Below are 22109 nucleotides of genomic sequence, written 5' to 3'. Positions count from 1 at the left end.
CTCCACAATTGAAGCCGACTGCTTCTAATAGAAAATGTAATGTCGCGATAATATCAGAAAAAGAAATGCGCATCAGTAGGATGCGCATAATTTAAGAAAGTTCGGCTCTTAGTTTGTAAATTTTTGTACAAATCTGACTGTTTGAACAAAAACTATGCAATGGCCGTTCGCTGAACCAGCTCTGCGTCATCGACGCAAAGAATTAGTTACAAGCGTCTTTTAGAGCTTTACCAGCTTTGAAAGAAGGTACTTTAGCTTCTGCGATTTGGATTTCTTCACCAGTTTTTGGGTTACGGCCTGTGCGTGCTGCACGAGTGCGAACACTGAAAGTACCGAAGCCAACAAGCGCAACTTGGTCACCAGACTGAAGCGTACCACTTACTGCTTCGATGAATGCATCTAGAGCGCGACCAGCTGATGCTTTAGAGATGTCTGCGTTTTCTGCGATTTGTTCTACTAGTTGAGTTTTATTCACTGTGATTTCCCCTTTGTGTCATCTGTGATTATTTTTGTGATGACGTTTCGTTCCATAATTAAAAAATATGCCCCACCCCTTATCCTTCAAGGGCTGGAAGCTATCGAACTTAACTTAGCTTCCAAAAAAAACGCTGACAAGCCTTTTTGAGCCTATCAGCGTAAAGTTTTACTTATTTTTGCTGCACATCACTATTTTTGAGACGGAAACTCAACGCCTGTCGGGTCTTGCTCTAGTGCAACTTTAAGAACTTCGTCGATCCACTGTACAGGGATAACCTTCAGATCAGCGATAACATTTTCTGGAATCTCTTCCAAATCACGCTCATTGTCCTTTGGAATCAGTACCGTTTTGATGCCACCGCGGTGTGCCGCAAGTAACTTCTCTTTTAGGCCACCGATAGGTAAAACTTCACCGCGAAGCGTAATTTCACCCGTCATACCCACTTCTGCTTTTACAGGATTACCCGTCAAGCTAGAAACAAGTGCAGTACACATTGCGATACCCGCACTTGGGCCATCTTTTGGTGTTGCACCTTCAGGTACGTGGACGTGGATATCTCGTTTTTCGTAGAAGTCAGAGTTAATACCCAGTTTCTCGGCACGTGAACGCACAACGGTCATTGCAGCTTGGATCGACTCTTTCATTACGTCGCCAAGTGAACCCGTTTGCGTCAGCTTACCTTTACCCGGCATTGATTCAGTTTCGATGGTCAGTAGGTCGCCGCCAACTTGTGTCCAAGCTAGACCCGTTACTTGACCTATACGGTTGCTATCGTCCGCTTTACCGAAGTCATGACGCTGAACACCTAGGTACTCTTTTAGGTTTTCCATTGTCACGGTAACTGATTTCAAGCTGCTATCAAGCAGGATGTTCTTCACTGCTTTACGACAGATCTTAGAAATCTCACGCTCTAGGCTACGCACACCCGCTTCACGCGTGTAGTAACGAATGATGCCAATGATCGCTGAGTCTTCGATAATAATTTCGCTTGGTTTCAAGCCATTACGTTGAACTTGCTTGTCAACAAGGTGACGTTTCGCGATGTTCAGCTTTTCGTCTTCTGTGTAACCAGACAGACGAATCACTTCCATACGGTCTAACAAAGGACCAGGAATATCCATCGAGTTCGACGTTGCAACGAACATCACATCTGATAAGTCGTAATCGACTTCTAGGTAGTGATCGTTAAACGCGTTATTTTGCTCTGGGTCTAGTACTTCAAGCAGTGCTGAAGACGGATCGCCACGCATGTCTGAAGACATTTTGTCGATCTCATCCAGAAGGAATAGTGGGTTTTTCACCCCAACTTTCGACATTTTCTGAATGAGCTTACCCGGCAATGAACCAATGTATGTACGACGGTGACCGCGAATTTCCGCTTCATCACGTACACCACCCAGTGCCATACGCGTGTATTTACGGCCCGTAGCAGCAGCAATAGAGCGGCCTAGGGATGTTTTACCAACACCAGGAGGACCAACAAGACAAAGGATAGGGCCTTTCAGTTTGTTGATACGGTTTTGTACCGCCAAGTATTCAAGAATACGCTCTTTAACACGCTCTAGACCGTAATGGTCTTCGTTTAGAATCTCCTCTGCTTTCGCAAGGTTCTTCTTAACTTTTGAACGCTTCGCCCATGGCACACTCACCATCCAATCGATGTAGCTACGCACCACTGTCGCTTCTGCTGACATTGGAGACATCATCTTAAGCTTTTGCAGCTCTTGTTCTGTCTTTTCACGCGCTTCCTGAGGCATTTTCGATTCATCGATCTTTTGCTTCAGGGTCTCGAACTCGTCAGGAGCATCTTCCATCTCGCCAAGTTCTTTCTGAATCGCTTTCATTTGCTCATTCAGGTAGTACTCACGCTGAGATTTTTCCATCTGCTTTTTAACGCGACCACGGATGCGTTTTTCGACTTGAAGAAGATCGATTTCTGATTCCATCTGACCCATAAGGAATTCAAGACGCTCAGTCACATCAACAATTTCAAGTACTTGCTGTTTGTCCACCAGCTTTAGAGGCATGTGCGCAGCAATGGTGTCTGCAAGACGAGCTGCTTCATCAATACCATTTAGTGAGGTAAGCACCTCTGGTGGGATCTTTTTGTTTAGCTTAATAAAGCCTTCGAATTGGTTGATCGCACTGCGAACAATCACTTCTTGCTCACGCTCTTCAAGCTCAGGCGTAACCACAAACTCTGCCTCTGCTAGGAAGAATTCGCTTTCTTTAAAGTGGTTAATTTTCGCGCGCTGTTGACCTTCAACCAACACTTTAACTGTGCCGTCAGGTAGCTTAAGAAGCTGGAGAATGGTTGCAACCGTACCTACTTCAAATAGGTCATCAACCGTCGGCTCGTCAGTATCAGCTTGCTTTTGTGCCACAAGCAGAACTTGTTTGTTTGTTTCCATTGCCGTTTCTAGACAACTAATCGATTTCTCACGACCAACAAACAATGGAATAACCATGTGTGGGTAGACCACTACGTCACGTAGAGGTAATACCGGGATCTCGATACGCTCGGAACGTTCCAAGTTCATATAATTCTCTCTTCCGCTTTCACGTTTAACGTATTACTTAACGAAGTATATGGGGTCTAATTATTTGGATTCAATAAGAGAAATAAAAAAAGGAGGTAATTACTTACCTCCTTTTTATTCATGGCTGAATTTATTCTGCTCCAGCTGCCTGGCTGTCGGCGTTGCTGTAAATAAGCAGTGGTTCTGATTCACCATTAATGACTGATTCATCAATCACGACTTTACTTACGTCCGTCGCTGATGGCAGTTCATACATGGTTTCCAGCAGAACGCTTTCTAGAATTGAACGTAGACCACGAGCACCTGTCTTACGCTCCATTGCTTTCTTAGCGATAGCACGTAGTGCGTCTTCACGGAACTCAAGCTCAGCGTCTTCTAGCTCGAACAATGCTGCGTATTGCTTGGTTAGTGCGTTCTTCGGCTCACATAGGATCTGAATTAACGCTTCTTCATCTAACTCAGTTAACGTTGTCGTTACTGGTAGACGACCAATAAACTCAGGAATCAAACCGTATTTCACTAGATCTTCAGGCTCTACCTGAGTAAATAGTTCACCGACGGTTTTGGTTTCGTTCTTAGAGCGCACTTCTGCGCCAAAGCCGATACCAGTACCTGTTGCTACACGTTGCTCAATCACTTTATCTAGGCCAGCAAATGCACCGCCACAGATGAACAAGATCTTAGACGTGTCCACTTGTAGGAATTCTTGCTGTGGATGCTTACGACCACCTTGTGGTGGAACCGATGCAACCGTACCTTCAATAAGTTTTAGTAGCGCCTGCTGAACACCTTCACCAGATACGTCACGCGTAATTGATGGGTTTTCAGCTTTACGAGAAATCTTGTCAATTTCGTCAATGTATACAATGCCGCGTTCAGCCTTAGCTACATCGTAATCACATTTTTGCAGAAGCTTCTGGATGATGTTTTCAACGTCTTCACCTACGTAACCAGCTTCGGTTAGTGTGGTAGCGTCAGCCATTGTAAATGGCACATCCAAGAATCGAGCTAGCGTCTCAGCAAGCAGTGTTTTACCACTACCCGTTGGACCAATTAGAAGGATGTTACTCTTACCAAGCTCCACACCTTCACTCGTTGTATCACCATTGCGTAAACGCTTGTAGTGGTTATATACCGCAACTGCGAGCACTTTTTTCGCGTAATCTTGTCCGATCACATAGTCATCAAGGTGTTCACGGATCTGTTTTGGCGTTGGTAACGCCTCAGATTCTTTCTTAGGGAGAACATCCTTGATTTCTTCGCGAATGATATCGTTACATAAGTCGACACACTCGTCGCAAATGTAAACTGACGGACCTGCGATTAGCTTGCGAACTTCGTGCTGACTTTTGCCACAGAAAGAGCAGTACAGCAATTTGCCGCTGCCACTTTCTTTGCTTTTATCTGTCATTCGCTAACCTCTTAGCCTTTACTCTTTATGAATTGAGTGTATATCAAATTTAGCCAAAATGCGCTGGCTAAATTACTCGCCGCGATGGCTCAACACTGCATCCACAATACCGTATTCTACTGCCTGATCTGCCGACATGAAGTTATCACGATCAGTATCACGTTCAATCACTTCAAGAGGCTGACCAGTATGCTCTGCCAACAGGTTATTTAGCTTCTGCTTGATAGTCAGGATTTCCTGAGCATGGATTTGGATATCAGAAGCTTGACCTTGGAAACCACCAAGTGGTTGGTGGATCATCACACGTGAATTAGGCAGAACGTAACGCTTACCTGGCGCACCACCTGCAAGCAGGAACGCACCCATTGAGCAAGCTTGACCCATACATACTGTGCTCACATTCGGCTTGATGAACTGCATAGTGTCGTAAATAGACATACCCGCAGTCACGCTGCCGCCTGGAGAGTTGATGTATAGGAAAATATCTTTATCTGGATTTTCAGATTCTAGGAAAAGTAGCTGAGCCACGACAAGGTTTGCCATGTGGTCTTCCACTTGACCGGTTAAAAAGATCACGCGCTCTTTAAGCAAACGTGAGTAAATGTCGTAAGAGCGTTCGCCGCGGGAAGTTTGTTCAACCACCATTGGCACTAGCGCGTCAATAATTGGCGACATTGCATTTTTTTCTTGGTAGCTCATATTCTTATGTCCCTAAAATAAATGGCCCGGATGATGACTATCATACGGACCATTGTTAGCAGAATAGTCGACGTTAAGTCAACCTTCTACGCAAGATATTGCTTATTAAGCAGCAGGTTGTTGTTGGTTAAGTAGCTCGTTGAAGCTTACTTCTTTCTCAGTAACCTGTGCTTTAGCGATGATCGCGTCGATTGCTTGCTCTTCTAGAGCAACGTTACGCATGTTGTTCATCATTTGCTCGTTTTGCTCGTAGTAAGCAATAACTTCTGTTGGATCTTCGTAAGCTGTTGCCATCTCTTCGATAAGAGACTTCACTTTCTCGTCGTCAGCTTTTAGCTCTTCAGACTTGATTACTTCACCTAGTAGAAGACCAACAACTACGCGACGCTTAGCTTGCTCTTCGAACAGTTCACGTGGAAGCTGTGCAGCTGCTTCTGGGTTACCACCGAAGCGTTGTGCAGCTTGTTGACGTAGAACTTGGATTTCTTGGTCGATAAGTGCAGCTGGTACGTCGATTTCGTTTTGCTCAACTAGGCCGTCGATAGCTTGCTCTTTGATGCGGTTCTTAATAGCTTGCTTAAGTTCGCGCTCCATGTTCTTACGAACTTCAGCTTTAAGTGCGTCAACGCCACCTTCAGCAACACCGAACTTAGAAACGAATTCGTCGTTTAGTTCTGGTAGTTCGCGAGCTTCAACTTTGTTCACTTTGATTGCGAACTTAGCAGCTTTACCTTTTAGGTTTTCAGCGTGGTAATCTTCTGGGAAGTTTACGTCGATCTCGAATTCCATACCTTTAGTTTTACCTTCGATACCGTCTTCGAAACCTGGGATCATGCGACCTGCGCCCATCTCTAGTGGGAAGTTCTCAGCTTTACCGCCTTCGAACTCTTCACCATCGATAGAACCAACGAAGTCGATGCTTACACGCTTACCAGCTTCAGCAGCTTCTTCTACTTCAGCCCAAGTAGCTTGTTGCTTACGTAGAGTTTCGATCATCTCTTCTACGTCTGCATCGTTAACTTCAGTTGTTGGTTTTTCAACTGTGATGCTGTCTAGGCCTTTTAGCTCAACTTCTGGGTAAACTTCGAAAGTTGCAGCGAAAACTAGGTCAGCGCCTTCGTTGTTTTCAACTGGTGCGAAAGTTGGAGCGCCTGCTGGGTTGATTTTCTCTTTTACGATCGCTTCGATGAAGTGGCGTTGCATAACTTCACCAAGAACGTCTTGACGTACTGCTTTGCCGTACATCTTAGCAACCATTTTTAGAGGCACTTTACCTTTACGGAAACCATCGAAACGACGGTTTTTAGCGATGTTGCGTAGTTCAGCTGTTACAGCGTCTTCGATGTTTGCAGCTGGAACAGTAATGTTTAGACGGCGCTCTAGGCCCTCTAGCGTTTCAACAGTAACTTGCATTATATATAAACCTCTAAAGTGGCTCGGTCTTCCCGAGCTTATGAGCGAGACTCTGTGAGTTCACGCTTCATCCTTGTGTAGTGTTCTGTCCGAACACCTAAGTTAAAACCGAGTATCGATGCTGGAAACCAACACCAGACTAATCAGTGATATCCTCCGCAAACGCAAAAGGTATCTCCTATTAGCCTCAGGACAGAATTTTTAGACGCGACATTCTAGCGATCTGTCGCAATCCTGTCGAGCCAATAGCCACTATGTGGACATTGTCTGCGCTAAATTCTCGAATACGGGCTCAATTTTTGCGAAAAATGCCCTTTTAGCATCGCTTCGCCTTAGCCAGCATATCTAGAATGGGGACAATAGCGACTTTTTCAAGAGAATCGACTGCTTTTTTTATTGAAAAGCCTAAAAAGAGATCTTGCTCTTGTTTTACTCCACAGAGTTGAAAACTAAATCCCTATTCATCACTACAAACTATTAACATTTTCTTACGTCACCAAAGGAAGGGGCAAGGAGCGTAATGATGTCGCAGAAAAACCGTATTCTACTGATTTTTTTTGCCTTCTATTTACTTTGCGCTTTCATCGGTGGGCATTGGGTTTGGAGTCACAGCTACCAATCTTTGCTCGAAAAACACCAGTCTCAGCTGGAACGTTTTTCCAGTCATATCCAAAACAAATTAGACAAATACGCGCACATTCCCCATTTACTATCTAAAGATGAACCTTTGGTACAAGCACTACTAACCCCGAATAACAGTGCGCAGCTCGAAATCACCAACCGCTATCTAGAATCGGTTAATCACGTGATTGAAGCGGCAGACACCTATTTGATCGACAAATGGGGGACGACGATCGCCGCCAGTAATTGGCGCAAAGAGCGTTCATTTGTGGGGCGCAACTTCGCTTTTCGCCCTTATTTCAAGCAAGCCATTGTCGGTGAGAGAAGTGAATATTACGCCCTCGGCTCCACTTCGGGTAAACGCGGCTATTACTATTCCTACCCCATCGTCTATGCCGGTGGCGTAATTGGTGTCGTGGTGGTCAAAATGGATTTGAACAAGATAGAAGACAATTGGCAGCAGCCTAAAAGTGTTTTCGTCGCCAGTGACCCAAATGGCATAGTGTTTATGAGCAGCCGTAACGACTGGTTGTTCAAAAGCCTACAATCACTTGATGAAATAAAAGAAGCCGAAGTTTGGGCAAGCCGACAGTATTTAGACACTCATATTGAGTCACTTGGTTTTGTCGGTGACATGCTGCCGAAACATTCTGAGGTAAAGCAGGGCTACCCTTACAATAAAGGAACCTTGGTGATCTCTTCCTTGCCCCTTGACGAACTCAAACTGACGATCCGGGTACTCTCGCCTAAGCAAACGGTGGTTTGGTTCACCATGGGCTATTTGCTCGTTTTGACTCTAGCTTTTACCGTTTTATTCCTTCTAGGCCAACTGGTTTATCACCGCCAGCAGCGACATCGTCAACTTGATCGAATCCAGCAAGAAGCCAATCAGAAACTTGAATATCAAGTCATGGCGCGTACCGCTGAGCTGCAAGCCGAAGTTGCCCAGCGTACCGAAACCGAGCAGACCTTACGCTTGACGCAAGATGAGTTGATACAAGCCGCAAAACTGGCGGTACTTGGGCAAATGTCAGCAAGCATCAGTCATGAGCTTAATAACCCGCTCGCCGCCATTCGCAGTTTTGCTGAGAACGGGAAGCTATTTCTTCAAAAAGAAAAGTGGGAACGAGTTGAAGATAACCTCACCCGCATTTCCGCACTCACCGACCGAATGGCAAACATCAGCCAACAATTGCGTTCTTTTGCCAAGAAAACCAGTGGGAGTGAACTACTTCACACCCGCCTATTACCCGTCATTGCGTCGGCACAAGAGTTGATGAAGCCCGCGTTCAAATCGGCGCGAGTGACATTAGAAACGAATGTTCCAAAGCATGATATCGATGTGTACATCAATACTATCCAGCTTGAGCAAGTATTAGTAAATCTGCTAACCAACGCGATTGAAGCAATGAAAGTCCAAGAACAGAGACGAGTGGCGTTGTCTGTGGAACGTGATGAGACAACGAAAACTGTCTGGATTCATGTCGATGACAACGGCTCAGGTTTGGGTGCATTCACACTTTCAGAATTGTGCGAACCGTTTTTGACCACCAAACAAAACGGTTTGGGGTTAGGGCTTTCAATCTCCCAACAAATCTTAGCCGGGATGAACGGTAGATTGAGTGCTCAGAATAGAAAACAAGGTGGTGCTCGATTCTCACTCTGTTTACCTATTGCTTCACCAAACGCCAAACCATAGAAGGATGAGACCATGTGTCAGGTATTTTTTATTGATGACGAAGCCGATCTCAGACTGGCGATAGAACAAACCTTCGAACTTGCCGATATTGGCGCCAAGTTTTTCTCCGATGCAGAATCGGCTTTAATTGCGATGCAGCAAGGCGAAGAAGCTGGCGTCGTTGTCACTGATATCTGTTTGCCGGGCATTTCCGGAATGGATTTGCTGACCACACTCACTCAGCGCGATGCAAACCTCCCCGTCATCATGATCACCGGACATGGCGATATATCCATGGCAGTACAAGCTCTCCATCAGGGCGCTTACGATTTTATCGAGAAACCTTTTGCGCCAGATCATCTAGTAGAAACCGTTAAGCGGGCTATTGAGAAGCGAAAGCTCACCAACGAAAATGAAAAACTGCGACAGTCACTCAAAGCCAGCAAAACCCTTGGGCCAAGAATTATCGGCGAAACTCCTAGCATCCAGATGCTGCGCGAAACCATCAGTCACATCGCGGATACGAACGCCGATATTTTACTATTTGGCGAAACAGGAACAGGCAAAGAACTGATTGCTCGTTCGCTGCATGAGCAAAGTGCTCGCCGCAATCAAAACTTTGTCGCAGTAAATTGCGGCGCAGTACCGGAAAACCTAATTGAGAGCGAGTTGTACGGTCACGAAAAAGGCGCGTTTACCGGCGCAGAAACCCGTCGTATCGGCAAATTTGAATTCGCTCAGGGCGGCACTCTGTTTTTAGATGAAATCGAATCTATGCCGATTCAGGCACAAATTCGATTACTACGTGTTCTTCAAGAAAGAGTGATTGAACGAGTAGGATCAAATGAATTACTGCCATTGGACATCAGAGTCATTGCCGCAACTAAGGTCGACTTAAAGCAAGCCGCTGAAGAAGGCTACTTTAGACAAGACCTGTATTATCGTCTCAATGTAGTCACGCTCGACTTACCACCCATGCGCGAACGAAAAGAGGACATTCCTGCGCTGTTCCACCACTTTCTGTTAGTCGCTGCATCACGTTATGGTAAAACCTCACCTAGCCTTTCGTCGCAAGATCTCGCTCAATTAATGGCCCATGATTGGCCCGGTAATGTTCGTGAACTGCGCAACGCAGCCGAACGCTTTGTCTTACTGGGTAAGCTGATACAACTCGGAGAGACACCCTCTCACCCAACAACGGCATCAAGCCTTGCAGAACAAGTGGCAGAATTTGAGAAAGCAGCAATAGAGAGTGTTTTACTAGAAAGCCGCGGCAGTATTAAGCACACCATGGAACAATTGAATGTGCCTCGAAAAACCCTGTATGACAAAATGCAACGCTATCAGATAGATAAAGATCTATATAAATAAAACGCAGTTTGCGGTTTGTTGTTATATCCAACTTGAATCATACTTTTTATAACAACGAAAAGATGGCTCATACGGATATGACAGAAAAAATTAAAATACCGGTGATCACTGATACAGTAATGGTCGACGGACATTATCAAGAAGAAAGGCGTTCTGGCGAAGATAGGCGCAAAAACAAAAAGAAGTGGCTTGGCTACGAGCGGAGGATCAAACCCGATCCGAGAAGGCCAACCTATAAATCCATAAACGAAGAGGTGTGAACAGTCACACCTCTTTTGCTTTTGTGGCTAAAAACCATTACTTAGTGATGATTTCTGGTCCCATCAGCGTGGTTGGTAGCCAAGTCGAAACCCAAGGTACATACGTTACGATAATGAGGAATAAGAACATCACCGCCACCCAAGGCAAAGCCGCTTTCACCACGTTCATCATCGACATTTTCGCCACCCCGGCGGTTACAAACAAATTAAGCCCCACAGGTGGCGTTATCATGCCTATCTCCATATTCACCACCATCATAATACCAAGGTGAATAGGGTCGATACCTAGTGCGATTGCAATTGGAAAAACCAAAGGTGCGACGATAATCAACAACCCTGAAGGCTCCATAAACTGACCGCCAATCAGCAGCAACACGTTGACCACAATTAAGAAGGTGATCGGGCCGAGCCCCGCAGACAGCATAGATTCAGTGATCATTTGCGGGATGCGTTCTTCTGTCAGTACATGTTTAAGAATCAAAGCATTGGCAATGATGAACAACAGCATGATGGTCAGTTTGCCGGCTTCATAGAGCGTGTGCTTGGTGTCTTTATGGACAAACGTTTGGAAGATCTTTACCAACGCTGGTTTGGTATTATGTTTATCCGCAAATGGTCCCATGTCTTTATAGATAAAGTTGGCAATCAAAAACGAATAAACTGCTGCCACCGCCGCAGCTTCTGTTGGTGTGAAGATACCACCGTAAATACCACCAAGAATGATCACCACCAACAACAATCCCCAACTGGCGTCTTTAGCGGCATCGAAGGTTTCTTTCCAACCGACAAAAGGTTGTTTTGGCAGGTTCTTAATCCTCGCGGCGATGTAGATAGCAATCATCAACATCACACCCGCAAGCAAGCCCGGTATCACACCGCCGAGGAACATACGCCCCACCGATACATCCGTCGCAGCGGCATACACAACCATCACAATTGAAGGTGGAATCAAAATGCCCAATGTCCCCGCATTACAGATAACACCCGCCGCAAACTCCTTCGAGTAGCCGTTTTTGATCATACCGGCGATAACGATGCTACCAATCGCGACTACCGTTGCTGGAGATGACCCCGAAAGCGCGGCAAACATCATACACGCCACAACCGACGCCATCGCTAAGCCACCACGGAACCAGCCGACAATAGCGATCGCGAAGCGGATAATACGTTTGGCTACACCACCGGTAGACATAAAGCTTGAGGCTAAAATAAAGAAGGGAATCGCTAAAAGGGTGTAGTGACCAGCAAACGCATTAAACAGAGTTTGAGCAACAGAGGCCAAAGATGCATCCGAGTGCATCAATAAGAACAGAATACTAGAAAGGCCCAGCGAGACAGCAATTGGCACACCAATCAGCATGAAGCCAATCACCATCAAGAATAAAAACAGAATATCCATGGTTTATTGCTCCTTGCGATCTGATGAAGAGGAACTATTTGGAATGGCATCCGCCGCTTCACTCAGCTCTTCTTTTAACGCTTCTAACTCTTCTTCGGCTTCATGACCTGCAATTAGACGGTCGAGTTTACCTGTCGCAATTTGCCATGTAATTTGTACAAAACGGAACGTCAGCAGCGCCATACCAAGTGGCAGCGCAAAGTAAGGAATAAATCTTGGTAGCTTTTCGTAGCGTTCACCTTCATTAAGCCAATCGGCCAAGAATTGAAACATCTCTGGCATTGGAATGTCATCCGTCTCATACCATGCACGCTCCGTCGCAAATGGGTACCAGTAATTCCAAGAACCAATCAGTAGTAGAACCGAAAACGCTAGGCAGCAAACAGCGGCAAGCAACGCGAGTATTTTACGTTTAGGCTCAGAAACCATATTGATGATGGCATCGACACCAATGTGAAAATGTTTCTTTACTCCATAAGACGCACCAACCAACACCATCCACGCGAACATGAATACGGTCAGCTCCAGCGCCCAAAGTATATTGTCGTTAAAGACATAGCGAAAAATCACATTGGCAAACGTCAGCAACGTCATTGCACCGAGAAAAAATGCAATCAGCGTTTCTTCTAAGGCGTCAGTGATTCGCCCTGCCTTGGCAAAAAAAGTCTGTTCCATAATTACATCACATCATTATTGGGAGAAAAGGGCCCTCTTCCTCAGACCGCTGAGTACATGAGGGCCAATCGTAGTGCTCGTGTAATATTTATTGTTGGTTAGACGCTATTGCGGCATCAATAAGATCGGTACCGATGTCTTTCTCAAACTTTTTCCACACAGGTTGAAGTGCAGTCACCCATTCTTGGCGTTGCTCAGGCGTTAGAGTTCGAACTACCCCACCCGCTTCAATGATGTTGTTCTTATTCGCAAGGTTAACTTGTGTCGATTCTGCATTGCGCTGAGTCGTTACCTCTTGAATGATGGTATTGAGCTGCTCGCGTTGATCATCTGGGAGTTTTTTCCAGAAGTCGTTTGACGTTACAACAAGGTAATCCAGAATGCCGTGGTTGGTTTCAGTGATGCCATCTTGTACTTCGAAGAACTTCTTACCGTAAATGTTCGACCACGTATTTTCTTGACCATCTATAACTTTGGTTTGAAGACCGCCGTACACTTCTTTAAATGACATTTTTTGCGGGTTCGCACCAAGTTGCTCGAACTGAGCGACCAAAACGTCGGATGCTTGCACGCGGAACTTCAGCCCTTCGGCATCGCTTGGCAGCATTAATGGCTTGTTGGCAGACATCTGCTTCATACCGTTGTGCCAGAAAGCGAGACCTTGTAAGCCACGACGCTTCATTGCGTTCTTTAGCTTCTCGCCAGATTCTGAGTTTTGGAAACGGTCAACAGCCGCCACATCTTCGAATAGAAAAGGAAGGTCAAAGATGCGGTACTTTTTGGTGAATTTCTCAAACTTTGAAAGAGAAGGGGCAGCGAGTTGAACATCACCATTAAGGAGCGCTTCAAGCACCTTGTTATCATCGTACAGTGTCGAGTTAGGGAAAACCTGCATACAGACTTTGCCGTTCATCTCTTCGTTCACGCGCTTTTCTAGCAGCGAAGCTGCAATGCCTTTCGGGTGTTTATCAGTGTTAGTTACGTGGCTGAACTTGATGACGGTTTCACCAGGGTCACAATTTGCGGCAGCGTTAAAACTAGTGACAGCAAGAGCAGAGACAGACAGAAGGGTTAGAGGTTTAAACATTATTATTCTCCTTGTTGAATCACATCCCATCCTTTCCATGAGTACCTAAATGGGTAGAGGGTGATGGGTACGGATGTTCAACAAGGGGCAAGTTGCAGGCCAAGTTAATTAATCCCTATTATTCAGTAATTTAAATAATAAAGAATAATCAATGGTGAAGATAAGGGGTTAAATCCACCCACGAGAACAGGCTCTATGGGTGGGAAATGACACATTTTAGGAAGAGCAGCTGATTTCCATCGTCTTACCCCATTCTGGAGGTAACTTGGCATAATCATCAAACTCTGGCTGTTCATCAAATGGGTGCTTTAGCAACTCAGCGAGACGATTTACTTCACTGAAATCTCCCTCCTCTGCCTTATCAATGGCAAGCTGCGCAAGGTAGTTACGTAAGATGTATTTCGGATTCACTTGACGCATGCGTCCACATCGTGTGGCTGCGTTAACACATTCACCTCGTTCATCAACCTCTAATTCGCAGCGAGCAAGATACAAATCCACCCATGCATTAGCGGCTTCGCGATCAAGGAACAAATCGATCACAGCTTGAGGCGACTTAACATCGAGATTAGACAACTCACGGAAGAAGCGAGTGTAGTCAGCTTTGTTTTGGTTCAACAGCTCAAACATAGCTTCGAACAAACGTCCATCTTCGTCCACCTTAGTATGGAGACCGAGTTTGGCTCGCATCAGTGCACTGAATTGCTGGCTCAGGCGAACTTCAAATTTACCAAGCGCCGCTTCAAGATCTTCTCGCACCACCAACGGCGATAATGCATGCGCTAAGGCAGATAAGTTCCACAGCGCGATGCGTGGCTGCTGCTCAAACGCATAACGACCTTGGTAGTCTGAATGGTTACAAATGTAATTTGGATCATAATCGTCGAGGAAGCCAAACGGGCCATAGTCGAAAGTTTGTCCGAGTATCGACATGTTATCGGTGTTCATCACGCCATGCGCAAAACCGTAAGCTTGCCAGTAGGCAATCATCTCTGCGGTTTTCTCCACAATAGACTCGAACATAGCTGCGTATGGCTTCTCCGTTTGGGAGCACGCAGGGAAGTGCCATTCAATCACTTTGTCAGCGAGCAGCTTTTGCTCAGCAAGTTGATTGGTATAAAAGAAGTGCTCGAAGTGACCAAAACGGATGTGCGTTTCTGCTACGCGAATCAACAACGCACCATATTCCATCTTCTCGCGATAAACGGGGGTATCACTGTCCATCATACCCAGTGCTCTGGTGGTCGGAATGCCTAACCCAGCCATCGCCTCACTGCACAGATATTCACGAATAGTAGAACGTAGTACCGCTCGGCCATCCCCCATTCGCGAGTACGGGGTAAGCCCTGCTCCTTTGAGGTGAATATCAAACCAAGTGCCATCATTGTGCTGCATTTCAGCGAACAACAAGCCGCGACCGTCCCCCAAGTCTGGGTTATAAACCCCAAACTGATGACCTGCGTACTTCATTGCTAAAGGCGCGAAAGGCACAAAATCCGTTTGCCCAGAAAATACCTTCAAAAGCTCGTCACTCTCTTTCACTGGTAAACCAAACTGTTGAGCAAACTCGCCATTCCACACTACCCAACGCGTATTGTCTAAGAGCTGCGGAGTAACATAGGTGAAAAACGCAGATGGTAGTTCACTAAATCGATGGGTGAAATTGACACCTTCTAAGATAGGCATGATGGTTCCTCAAATACGGCTTCCTGTTAGAAAGTATACGCCCTGTATGCCATAGCTTTCAGCCACGAATTATTCATGGGTATTTCAGAAAGAGCAGATCAAAGAAACCACTTTAGCGAAAGGAGTAAAAAGAAGCGGCCCCGCTTTACAGCATCGTTAACGGGGCTGCCATGATGACTTACCCTCGAAACTCGTAAGCATCGCTCTGAGAGTCTGGAACACCCTTAAACTGAGCGCGTTCGATATCCAGAATCGTTCGATAACTCAAAGATAGAAGTGCGATTTGGAAGGCTCCAAAAATACCGAAAATAACGCCAGATACGACCAATGCGAAAAGATGGGTGAACTCAGCGAACACAAATTGACTAACCGATCCCACAACCAAAGGAATTAGCCCCATCAAAATAAAAATCTGCTTGTTGAAAGGACGACTTTGTCGCCATGCATTACCAAGGCTTCTCGGTTCACGATCTAACGCCGTTGCAGGTAACACTAAGGACCAACGGGAAAGAACCCAGTATCCCGGAACACTCAGCAGCAAGGTAACAAGGTTCATTGTGAACTCACTGATCTCTCCGCCTTCAAAGACGATAAAAAACGTCACGAGAAATATTGGTAACGCGATGATCAAGCCCATTGATAAACCGAACAAAATCCACCAGCCAATAAACCGTAACTCTCGCATGGATAAGCGCATTACATCGAGAACAGAACGCATGTATTCATGAGCAAGATAAATACGGTGGATGCGAACCGCCGCCATTGCCGCAACCAGAGGGTACAAAAGGAAAGTCGTAATAAAGAAACCAGCACCAAAGTTAGAAAAGTCAGGCTCTTGCGATCCTTGAACTAGGGCTTCTTGGTATTGGGTAATAAAGATCGTGTGAACCACGATCAAAGGAATACAAGCGACAACTATCGCGAGCAGGTTTGCTCTGACCATTACTACTGCTTCTTGGCAAAGAGCCGCAACAGAAAACCGATTATCAGACATAAAAATATCCTTACTTTTATAAATACCTAGCCATAGATTACGCCTCAAGAATAGAAGGCGTACAAAAATAAAGGTGAAACTCATCTCATAGTAAAAAGATCGATGAGTACATTGTTGGAATAAGAATGAACAGAAAAAAGCCACTCAAAAGAGTGGCTTTGAAACATCAATTAAGTGCGGCGACGCCAACCAAGTAGCGCCAGTAACATTAATGCCCAATAAGAGACACTACCGCCACTGTCAGATTTTTTGAAATCGACACTCTTAACTGAAGCCACGACGGAAACATTGATGGATCCTTTGGTAGTACCACCCATGCCATCAGAAACAGTGTATTCCAACTGAACGTTCGCGACTTCATCATCTGGTGCTTGATATTCGACTTTACCGTTAAGGACACTCGCAGAGCCGTCTCCAGACAAGTTATTTACACTTTGCAATATGAGTGTGTCTCCATTGAAATCCGAATCATTACTCAACACATCAATCACAATACTCTTACCCGCTTCAACACTGGCAGAGTCTGGTTGCGTCACCGGCGCAGTATTCTCAACTTCAACATCGACTGTTGCATTTGAAGACAATCCGCTTGGATCGGTGACCGTCACTTGGAACGTTAGAACCTCACCGGCTTTCGTACCTTGAACGACACTAAAACTTGCGTCTGCGCTGCTTGTATTCGTCAATGTTGCTGCCGTACCGGAGGTTTGTACCCACGTATATTCAAGCGTATCGCCATCTGGGTCCGTACTCGATGCCGCTGATAAGCTTCCTTTGCCATCAACACTCATGCTGCTGGTATCAACGTCAATACTCGCGGTTGGCGCTTCATTTTGACCATTCACTGTCACTTGAACGGTGACTGATGCCGAGTTCAATGCACCATCAGAAGAAACAAGACGATATTGGAAACGATCTGTCCCTACAAAGCCCATTTGTGGTTGGTATTTATTCCCACTAATAGATCCATGTGTCGGTTGCTGCGTGTATTCAACATTAAATTGATAACCTGGAGCAACAAAGTCATTGTCCATTAAGTTCAGATCAACAGAAACATTCTTATCGGTTTCAATGATATCGGCTTTTGCTTCAACAAGGCTGTTTGTGTCGATATCAAATAAGGCGGCGAAAGGAATGAAAGAAAAGCTTTGTCTCGTTAAACCATTTGCGTAAATCGCGTTGCTGCGACCAGCCCACATCGTTGGTTGAGATTGCAATTCTGTCGCTAACGCACTTTCAAAATTGAAATTAGTTTCAAAACGCCCACCTTCAAGCTCAACGACTAGCAAGTGATGACCCGCACTTAGTTGACTAGGTTGATCAAAAAGAATACGTGAGGAACCTTGCAAAGAACCTTCTTGTAGCAACTGAGCTTCACTTTCCTCTAACCACAGGCTGTAAGTTTCTAAACCTGTTGATGGAAAACGCCACACCTTATAATTCATCGAATTCTCAAAGCTGTCTAACGTGGCGTAAACCTGAAGGCCATCAAGTTGCGATGCGGCTTTGAGGTCAATAGAAATGCCCAACGCGTTATCCGTTCCCGACATCACATAGCCTTGATAGAACGAATTTTTCCAAGCCGATTTATTTGGCTCATTTGGCATCGTTAATGAGAAGGTCGCGCTACTGGCGTTACTCGTAATATTCGAAATAGTGACGTCAGTGTTGTATCCCGTAATACTACTCAAGCTAGGAATAGAGAAATCAGAGATAGCCGTAGCACCATTTGGGTACAAATCGCCACTGTCACTTGGGAATCCCCACTCAAGCTCACGCTCACCATCGGCTTGCATGATTTGCACCTGCATATCGCCAGCACCATTGAAAGGATTCAAGATATTCACCGACGTAGCGAGAACACCTTCTCCTGCCAATGCACGGTCGTAATCAACATGGGTACGATTTTCAAGGTAAACGCGAGGGCCATGTTCTTTTAAGTAAGGATCAAGGTAAACCAGCTCTACCTCGCCATTCGATACCGAGGAAGATTCGTCCGTTTGGGCAATTTCTGGTACGACAAACCCAGCGGCATGCTTGCTCCACGCACTCATATTAACGGGGGTATCGCCAGCATAGCTGTCCCCTGGTTTCATCGCCCATGAACCAGCGCCCATCACTCCCCACTGACCAATAGAGGCCAAACCGTTGTAGGAGTATAGGTCCGGTAAACCAAGCATAAGATGACCGAGTTCGTGAACGATCACTCCCAATGTCGATTGATGCGTCACTTGGAAATCAGCAAATACGCAATACTCTGTGATCGTTTTACCGTCGATGGTTACATCATCATGAGAGAATTTGTGCGGCCAAATTGATGGACGATCAAGATAGTCTGTCGAACGGTCACCACCAGCAAAAATAAACATCACTGACAGTTCTGTCGGGTCAATACGCCCGTTGTCATTGACATCGTATTGGGCCAAGTTTAAGTACGGGTCCAATTTTTGATAGGCCTCCGCAAAAACGGCCTTGGTCTTTACATCACACGCATCACCACCAAAACTGCTGTTACAATCTGGGTGGTTTTGGTTAACGCTAACACCGATCACACCATCATTTTCCGTCCCGTATGTTTCAACGGCTGGAACAACACGATATTGCCCTTTCGAGTTCTTGTCGTAGTAATCCACCACACTTTGACGATTTTCACCAAACACCAAAGGTTGGAAATCATGCACCATCGCTTGATCATTAAAGGACACTTCGACAACCAATAGTGGTTGCTGCTTAACACTCGCCCCACTCATCGCTTGAATTCCCTGAGCTTGGCGCATCATATTGGCGCGCGCTCTTGGTTCTATGCCTTTCAATGAAGACATCGACTGCTTGAGCAAGACGCTTGGGCGATTTTTTGCAATGGCAGGTGCAGTGGCTGCTTGTGTCTTTTCAACGCCCGTTGAAACCAAAATAGGGCGATCGGATTTACGTTCAATTTGGGCGTAAAACCAAGTCTCACCCTGTTTGATCAGCGCATTACCTTGTTTATCTTCGTGCCAGTGAAAACTTGCGCTACCACGCAGAATCACATCACTAGAAGTACCATCGCTTAGGGCGACTACTCGCCAATTGGGGGAAGGAGGGGTGGTTGCCATGCTTTGACCAGATACGAAAGCGGCCAGCATGGTGAGTGCTAGTGTCTTGAACTTCAAACTACGGCTCCATGAGTTCGATGCGCGAATTACGCATTCCATACGCAAATAAAACAACAAGTTGTATATGAAAGAACTATGGGATAGTACAGAAATCGTTAAGGATTGAAATACTACTAATGCAAATAAATCGAAATTATTCTCATTTCTGCAGCGTATTTATAAAAAACGCGAGCGCAGTTAAACCGCCATACTCGCGTAATCGTTTGCTGATAACAGATCTATTACTAACCAGTTAAGACATTGTCTTCTGGGTATTTGATTAGCGTTGGTTCTGGACGCGCTAGCATATAAGCCAGTGTCAGTGGACCAATACGACCAATGATCATCACTACTATCATGATGTACTTGCCTGGTTCAGAAAGATCAGCCGTCAAACCAGCAGTTAATCCAACAGTCGCAAAAGCAGAAATCGTCTCGAACATCACCTTATCAAAGTCGGCTTTCTCGGTGAGCATGAGCAAAAACATTGCCGTCGTGAGAATAGCCCCGCTCACAACAATAATCGCAAGCGACTTAGTAACGGTTTGCCAATTGACGGTACGTTTGAAAATGACGACATGCTTTTTCTGACGAAGGAACGCCCATGTCGCCATAAACGCGACAGCAAAAGTAGACACCTTAATACCACCGCCGGTTGAGGTAGAACCTGCACCGATAAGCATCAATACAATCATCACCAGCAAAGCTGGTTGAGTAAATTGTGCTAGATCGACACTATTAAAACCCGCTGTACGTGCGCTGGCAGATTGGAAGAACGCCGCTAACCACTGCCCCGCTACAGGCAAAGATTCCATTGTGTTCGGATTGTGTCTTTCCAATAACCAGAACATGATGGTCCCAACGGCAAGCAATACGGGGGTCGCAATCAACATGATCTTGGTATGCAAGTGCAAAAAGTGAAAACCTTTTCGCCAATGCAACCACAAGTCACCAATAACAGTGAAACCCAAACCACCGAATATGAACAATGCCGCCAACGTAAAGATCACCACTGGGTCATTCACAAAGCTCATCATGCTATCTGAGAACAATGCAAATCCGGCGTTGTTGAACGCAGAGATAGAATGGAACAGTGCGTAGAACATCCCCGTTTGCCAACCCATTTCAGGCACCCAACGGAAAGAAAGGAAAATAAAACCTATCGTTTCTGCGATCAGGGCAAACACCACGATTTTCTTAACCAGCTTACGCAAGTTAACCTGACGGTCTTGTCCTAAGGCATCTTTTGCTAAGGCTTGTTGGCGCAAGCTAAGGCGAACACCAAACATATAAAGCAATACCGCAGACAACGTCATTTGCCCTAGCCCACCGATTTGCATCAAGCACATCAGCAAAATCTTACCGGCCAAGGTGAAGTGTTGCCCCGTATCAACGACCCCAAGCCCCGTCACACTGATGGCAGAAGTCGCAGTAAATAGCGCATCGGTAATCGACAGACCGGTCACCGAAAACATAGGTAAGGTTAGCAAAACAGCAGAAGGCAATAACACACCGAGAAAGCTCAGCAATATAATGCGCGGCTCGCCACCTTTCGCTTTATCTCGTTTGCCGTCTGGGACGTAGAACACGCCTCTCTGGTGAAATTGGCTCATAATGATTTCAGCTTGCTTGCTAATTTATCTTGAGGGCCGACAACAATAATAAGGTCACCAATTTCTAATGTCGTGGTGAGCTCGGGCGCTTTGATGATTTCTGGACCACGCTTAAAGCCCAGCACTTGAACACCTTCCACTTTGCACAAAGCCAGTTCGCCCAAGGTTTTGCCCATCCAACGAGAGCCAATGACAAACTCAGTCATTGCCAAGCCACTGCCCAGAGGGTGGAACTCCAACACACGCTTATCCAACATCTTACGTGCAACGCGGATACCCATGTCTCGCTCTGGCATGATCACGTGGTCTGCACCAATTTTTTGCAGTACGCGAGCTTGGAAGCGGTCGTTTGCCTTCACCCAAACGGATTTCACGCCGGCTTCCTTCGCGATCAAAGTGGCGAGGATGCTGGCATTAACATCAGCACCGATGGCGATCATGACCATGTCATAGTCATCGAGCTTAAGTTCGGTCACCGTCTCTTCATGAGTGCAGTTTGCAACAATGGCTTGGCTAACAAAACTCGCCGCTTCTTTTACACGATCTTCATTAACGTCTACCGCCAAAACTTGTGAGCCAGAATCTTGCAGTTCTTTACACACGGCTAAGCCGAAACGACCTAGACCAATTACAGCAAATTGCTTATCACCCGTTTTCATTTGTGCCTCATTTATGCGTTGAATAGCAAGCGCGAAAGTCTGCGCCTATTCCCTATCATCTGCAAACTAGACGACAGAAAATTGACAGAAGATTAACTGAAACATTCGCACAAAAACTTTTTAAAGCGTAGACGCAACTAGCGAGTTTTCCTACTTATTGTCAATTAAATCAGAACAATAGCTAACTGACTCACACTCATGCTATTCACACAGTTATCAATATATATTTTTGACAGATGCTTTATTTGTAAAGACTATCAATCCCGAAAATTATTTCGTGTTCTTTGCTTTTTGCACGTATAAAAACCAACCAAGTTGATCTTTTCATCAACAAATTAGCCATTTACTCTGACGTTTGTTATAGTGCGCGCCGACAAATTAGTTTGTACTC

General features: G+C 45.6%; 16 protein-coding genes. 3 read left to right on the top strand and 13 right to left on the bottom strand.

Features of this window, described 5'->3' with window-relative positions; genetic code table 11:
• Positions 1 to 202: 202 nt before the first annotated feature.
• From L1076_RS10750 to tig, 5 genes are all read right to left on the bottom strand, one after another.
• On the bottom strand, positions 203 to 475 hold the full coding sequence (locus L1076_RS10750; RefSeq protein ID WP_005430934.1) for an HU family DNA-binding protein: 273 nt from the start codon (positions 473 to 475) through the stop codon (positions 203 to 205).
• Between the two features lie 191 nt (positions 476 to 666).
• Positions 667 to 3018 (bottom strand): endopeptidase La, encoded by a 2352-nt coding sequence (lon, locus tag L1076_RS10745; protein ID WP_038865555.1) that lies wholly within the window; start codon positions 3016 to 3018, stop codon positions 667 to 669.
• A 130-nt stretch (positions 3019 to 3148) separates the two neighbouring features.
• Positions 3149 to 4429 (bottom strand): ATP-dependent protease ATP-binding subunit ClpX, encoded by a 1281-nt coding sequence (gene clpX / locus L1076_RS10740; RefSeq protein WP_038865557.1) that lies wholly within the window; start codon positions 4427 to 4429, stop codon positions 3149 to 3151.
• A 72-nt stretch (positions 4430 to 4501) separates the two neighbouring features.
• Positions 4502 to 5128, bottom strand: a complete 627-nt coding sequence (clpP, locus tag L1076_RS10735; protein WP_005430931.1) for an ATP-dependent Clp endopeptidase proteolytic subunit ClpP — start codon at positions 5126 to 5128, stop codon at positions 4502 to 4504.
• A gap of 105 nt (positions 5129 to 5233) precedes the next feature.
• Positions 5234 to 6541, bottom strand: a complete 1308-nt coding sequence (gene tig / locus L1076_RS10730; protein WP_038865559.1) for a trigger factor — start codon at positions 6539 to 6541, stop codon at positions 5234 to 5236.
• A gap of 523 nt (positions 6542 to 7064) precedes the next feature.
• On the opposite strand from tig, the gene L1076_RS10725 reads away from it, so the two are divergent.
• From L1076_RS10725 to L1076_RS10715, 3 genes are all read left to right on the top strand, one after another.
• Positions 7065 to 8861 carry an ATP-binding protein gene (locus tag L1076_RS10725; protein WP_237303769.1) on the top strand — a complete coding sequence of 599 codons (1797 nt, stop codon included), beginning with the start codon at positions 7065 to 7067 and terminating at the stop codon, positions 8859 to 8861.
• 12 nt (positions 8862 to 8873) lie between these two features.
• A complete protein-coding gene (locus L1076_RS10720; protein WP_237303597.1) occupies positions 8874 to 10211 on the top strand; it encodes a sigma-54 dependent transcriptional regulator in 1338 nt (445 codons plus the stop codon).
• Positions 10212 to 10288: 77 nt separating this feature from the next.
• Positions 10289 to 10471: a hypothetical protein gene (locus L1076_RS10715; protein WP_038879460.1), complete on the top strand. Its 183-nt coding sequence runs from the start codon at positions 10289 to 10291 to the stop codon at positions 10469 to 10471.
• Between the two features lie 37 nt (positions 10472 to 10508).
• On the opposite strand, the gene L1076_RS10710 is transcribed toward L1076_RS10715, so the two are convergent.
• From L1076_RS10710 to L1076_RS10675, 8 genes are all read right to left on the bottom strand, one after another.
• On the bottom strand, positions 10509 to 11870 hold the full coding sequence (locus L1076_RS10710; protein WP_039978295.1) for a TRAP transporter large permease: 1362 nt from the start codon (positions 11868 to 11870) through the stop codon (positions 10509 to 10511).
• 3 nt (positions 11871 to 11873) lie between these two features.
• The gene (locus L1076_RS10705) at positions 11874 to 12545 is read right to left on the bottom strand and encodes a TRAP transporter small permease (protein WP_054756927.1); all 672 of its coding nucleotides are present in this window, start codon (positions 12543 to 12545) and stop codon (positions 11874 to 11876) included.
• An 88-nt stretch (positions 12546 to 12633) separates the two neighbouring features.
• Positions 12634 to 13632, bottom strand: a complete 999-nt coding sequence (locus L1076_RS10700) for a TRAP transporter substrate-binding protein (protein WP_038865570.1) — start codon at positions 13630 to 13632, stop codon at positions 12634 to 12636.
• A 216-nt stretch (positions 13633 to 13848) separates the two neighbouring features.
• On the bottom strand, positions 13849 to 15318 hold the full coding sequence (locus L1076_RS10695; RefSeq protein WP_237303596.1) for a YdiU family protein: 1470 nt from the start codon (positions 15316 to 15318) through the stop codon (positions 13849 to 13851).
• A gap of 178 nt (positions 15319 to 15496) precedes the next feature.
• Complete coding sequence (locus L1076_RS10690; RefSeq protein ID WP_104028845.1) at positions 15497 to 16312, bottom strand: sugar transporter; 816 nt, start codon at positions 16310 to 16312, stop codon at positions 15497 to 15499.
• 170 nt (positions 16313 to 16482) lie between these two features.
• Positions 16483 to 19464, bottom strand: coding sequence for a M6 family metalloprotease domain-containing protein (locus L1076_RS10685; protein ID WP_237303595.1), 2982 nt, complete (start codon positions 19462 to 19464; stop codon positions 16483 to 16485).
• A 227-nt stretch (positions 19465 to 19691) separates the two neighbouring features.
• A complete protein-coding gene (locus tag L1076_RS10680; protein ID WP_042602174.1) occupies positions 19692 to 21059 on the bottom strand; it encodes a TrkH family potassium uptake protein in 1368 nt (455 codons plus the stop codon).
• Positions 21056 to 21718 carry a TrkA family potassium uptake protein gene (locus tag L1076_RS10675; protein WP_038865576.1) on the bottom strand — a complete coding sequence of 221 codons (663 nt, stop codon included), beginning with the start codon at positions 21716 to 21718 and terminating at the stop codon, positions 21056 to 21058. Before L1076_RS10675 ends, L1076_RS10680 begins: the two co-directional genes overlap by 4 nt.
• Positions 21719 to 22109: the final 391 nt, after the last annotated feature.

Origin of the sequence: Vibrio sp. MMG023 (assembly GCF_021654215.1) — a bacterium.
GTDB classification, from domain to species: Bacteria; Pseudomonadota; Gammaproteobacteria; order Enterobacterales; family Vibrionaceae; genus Vibrio; species Vibrio jasicida.
This window is presented reverse-complemented; position numbering and strand designations above follow the sequence as displayed.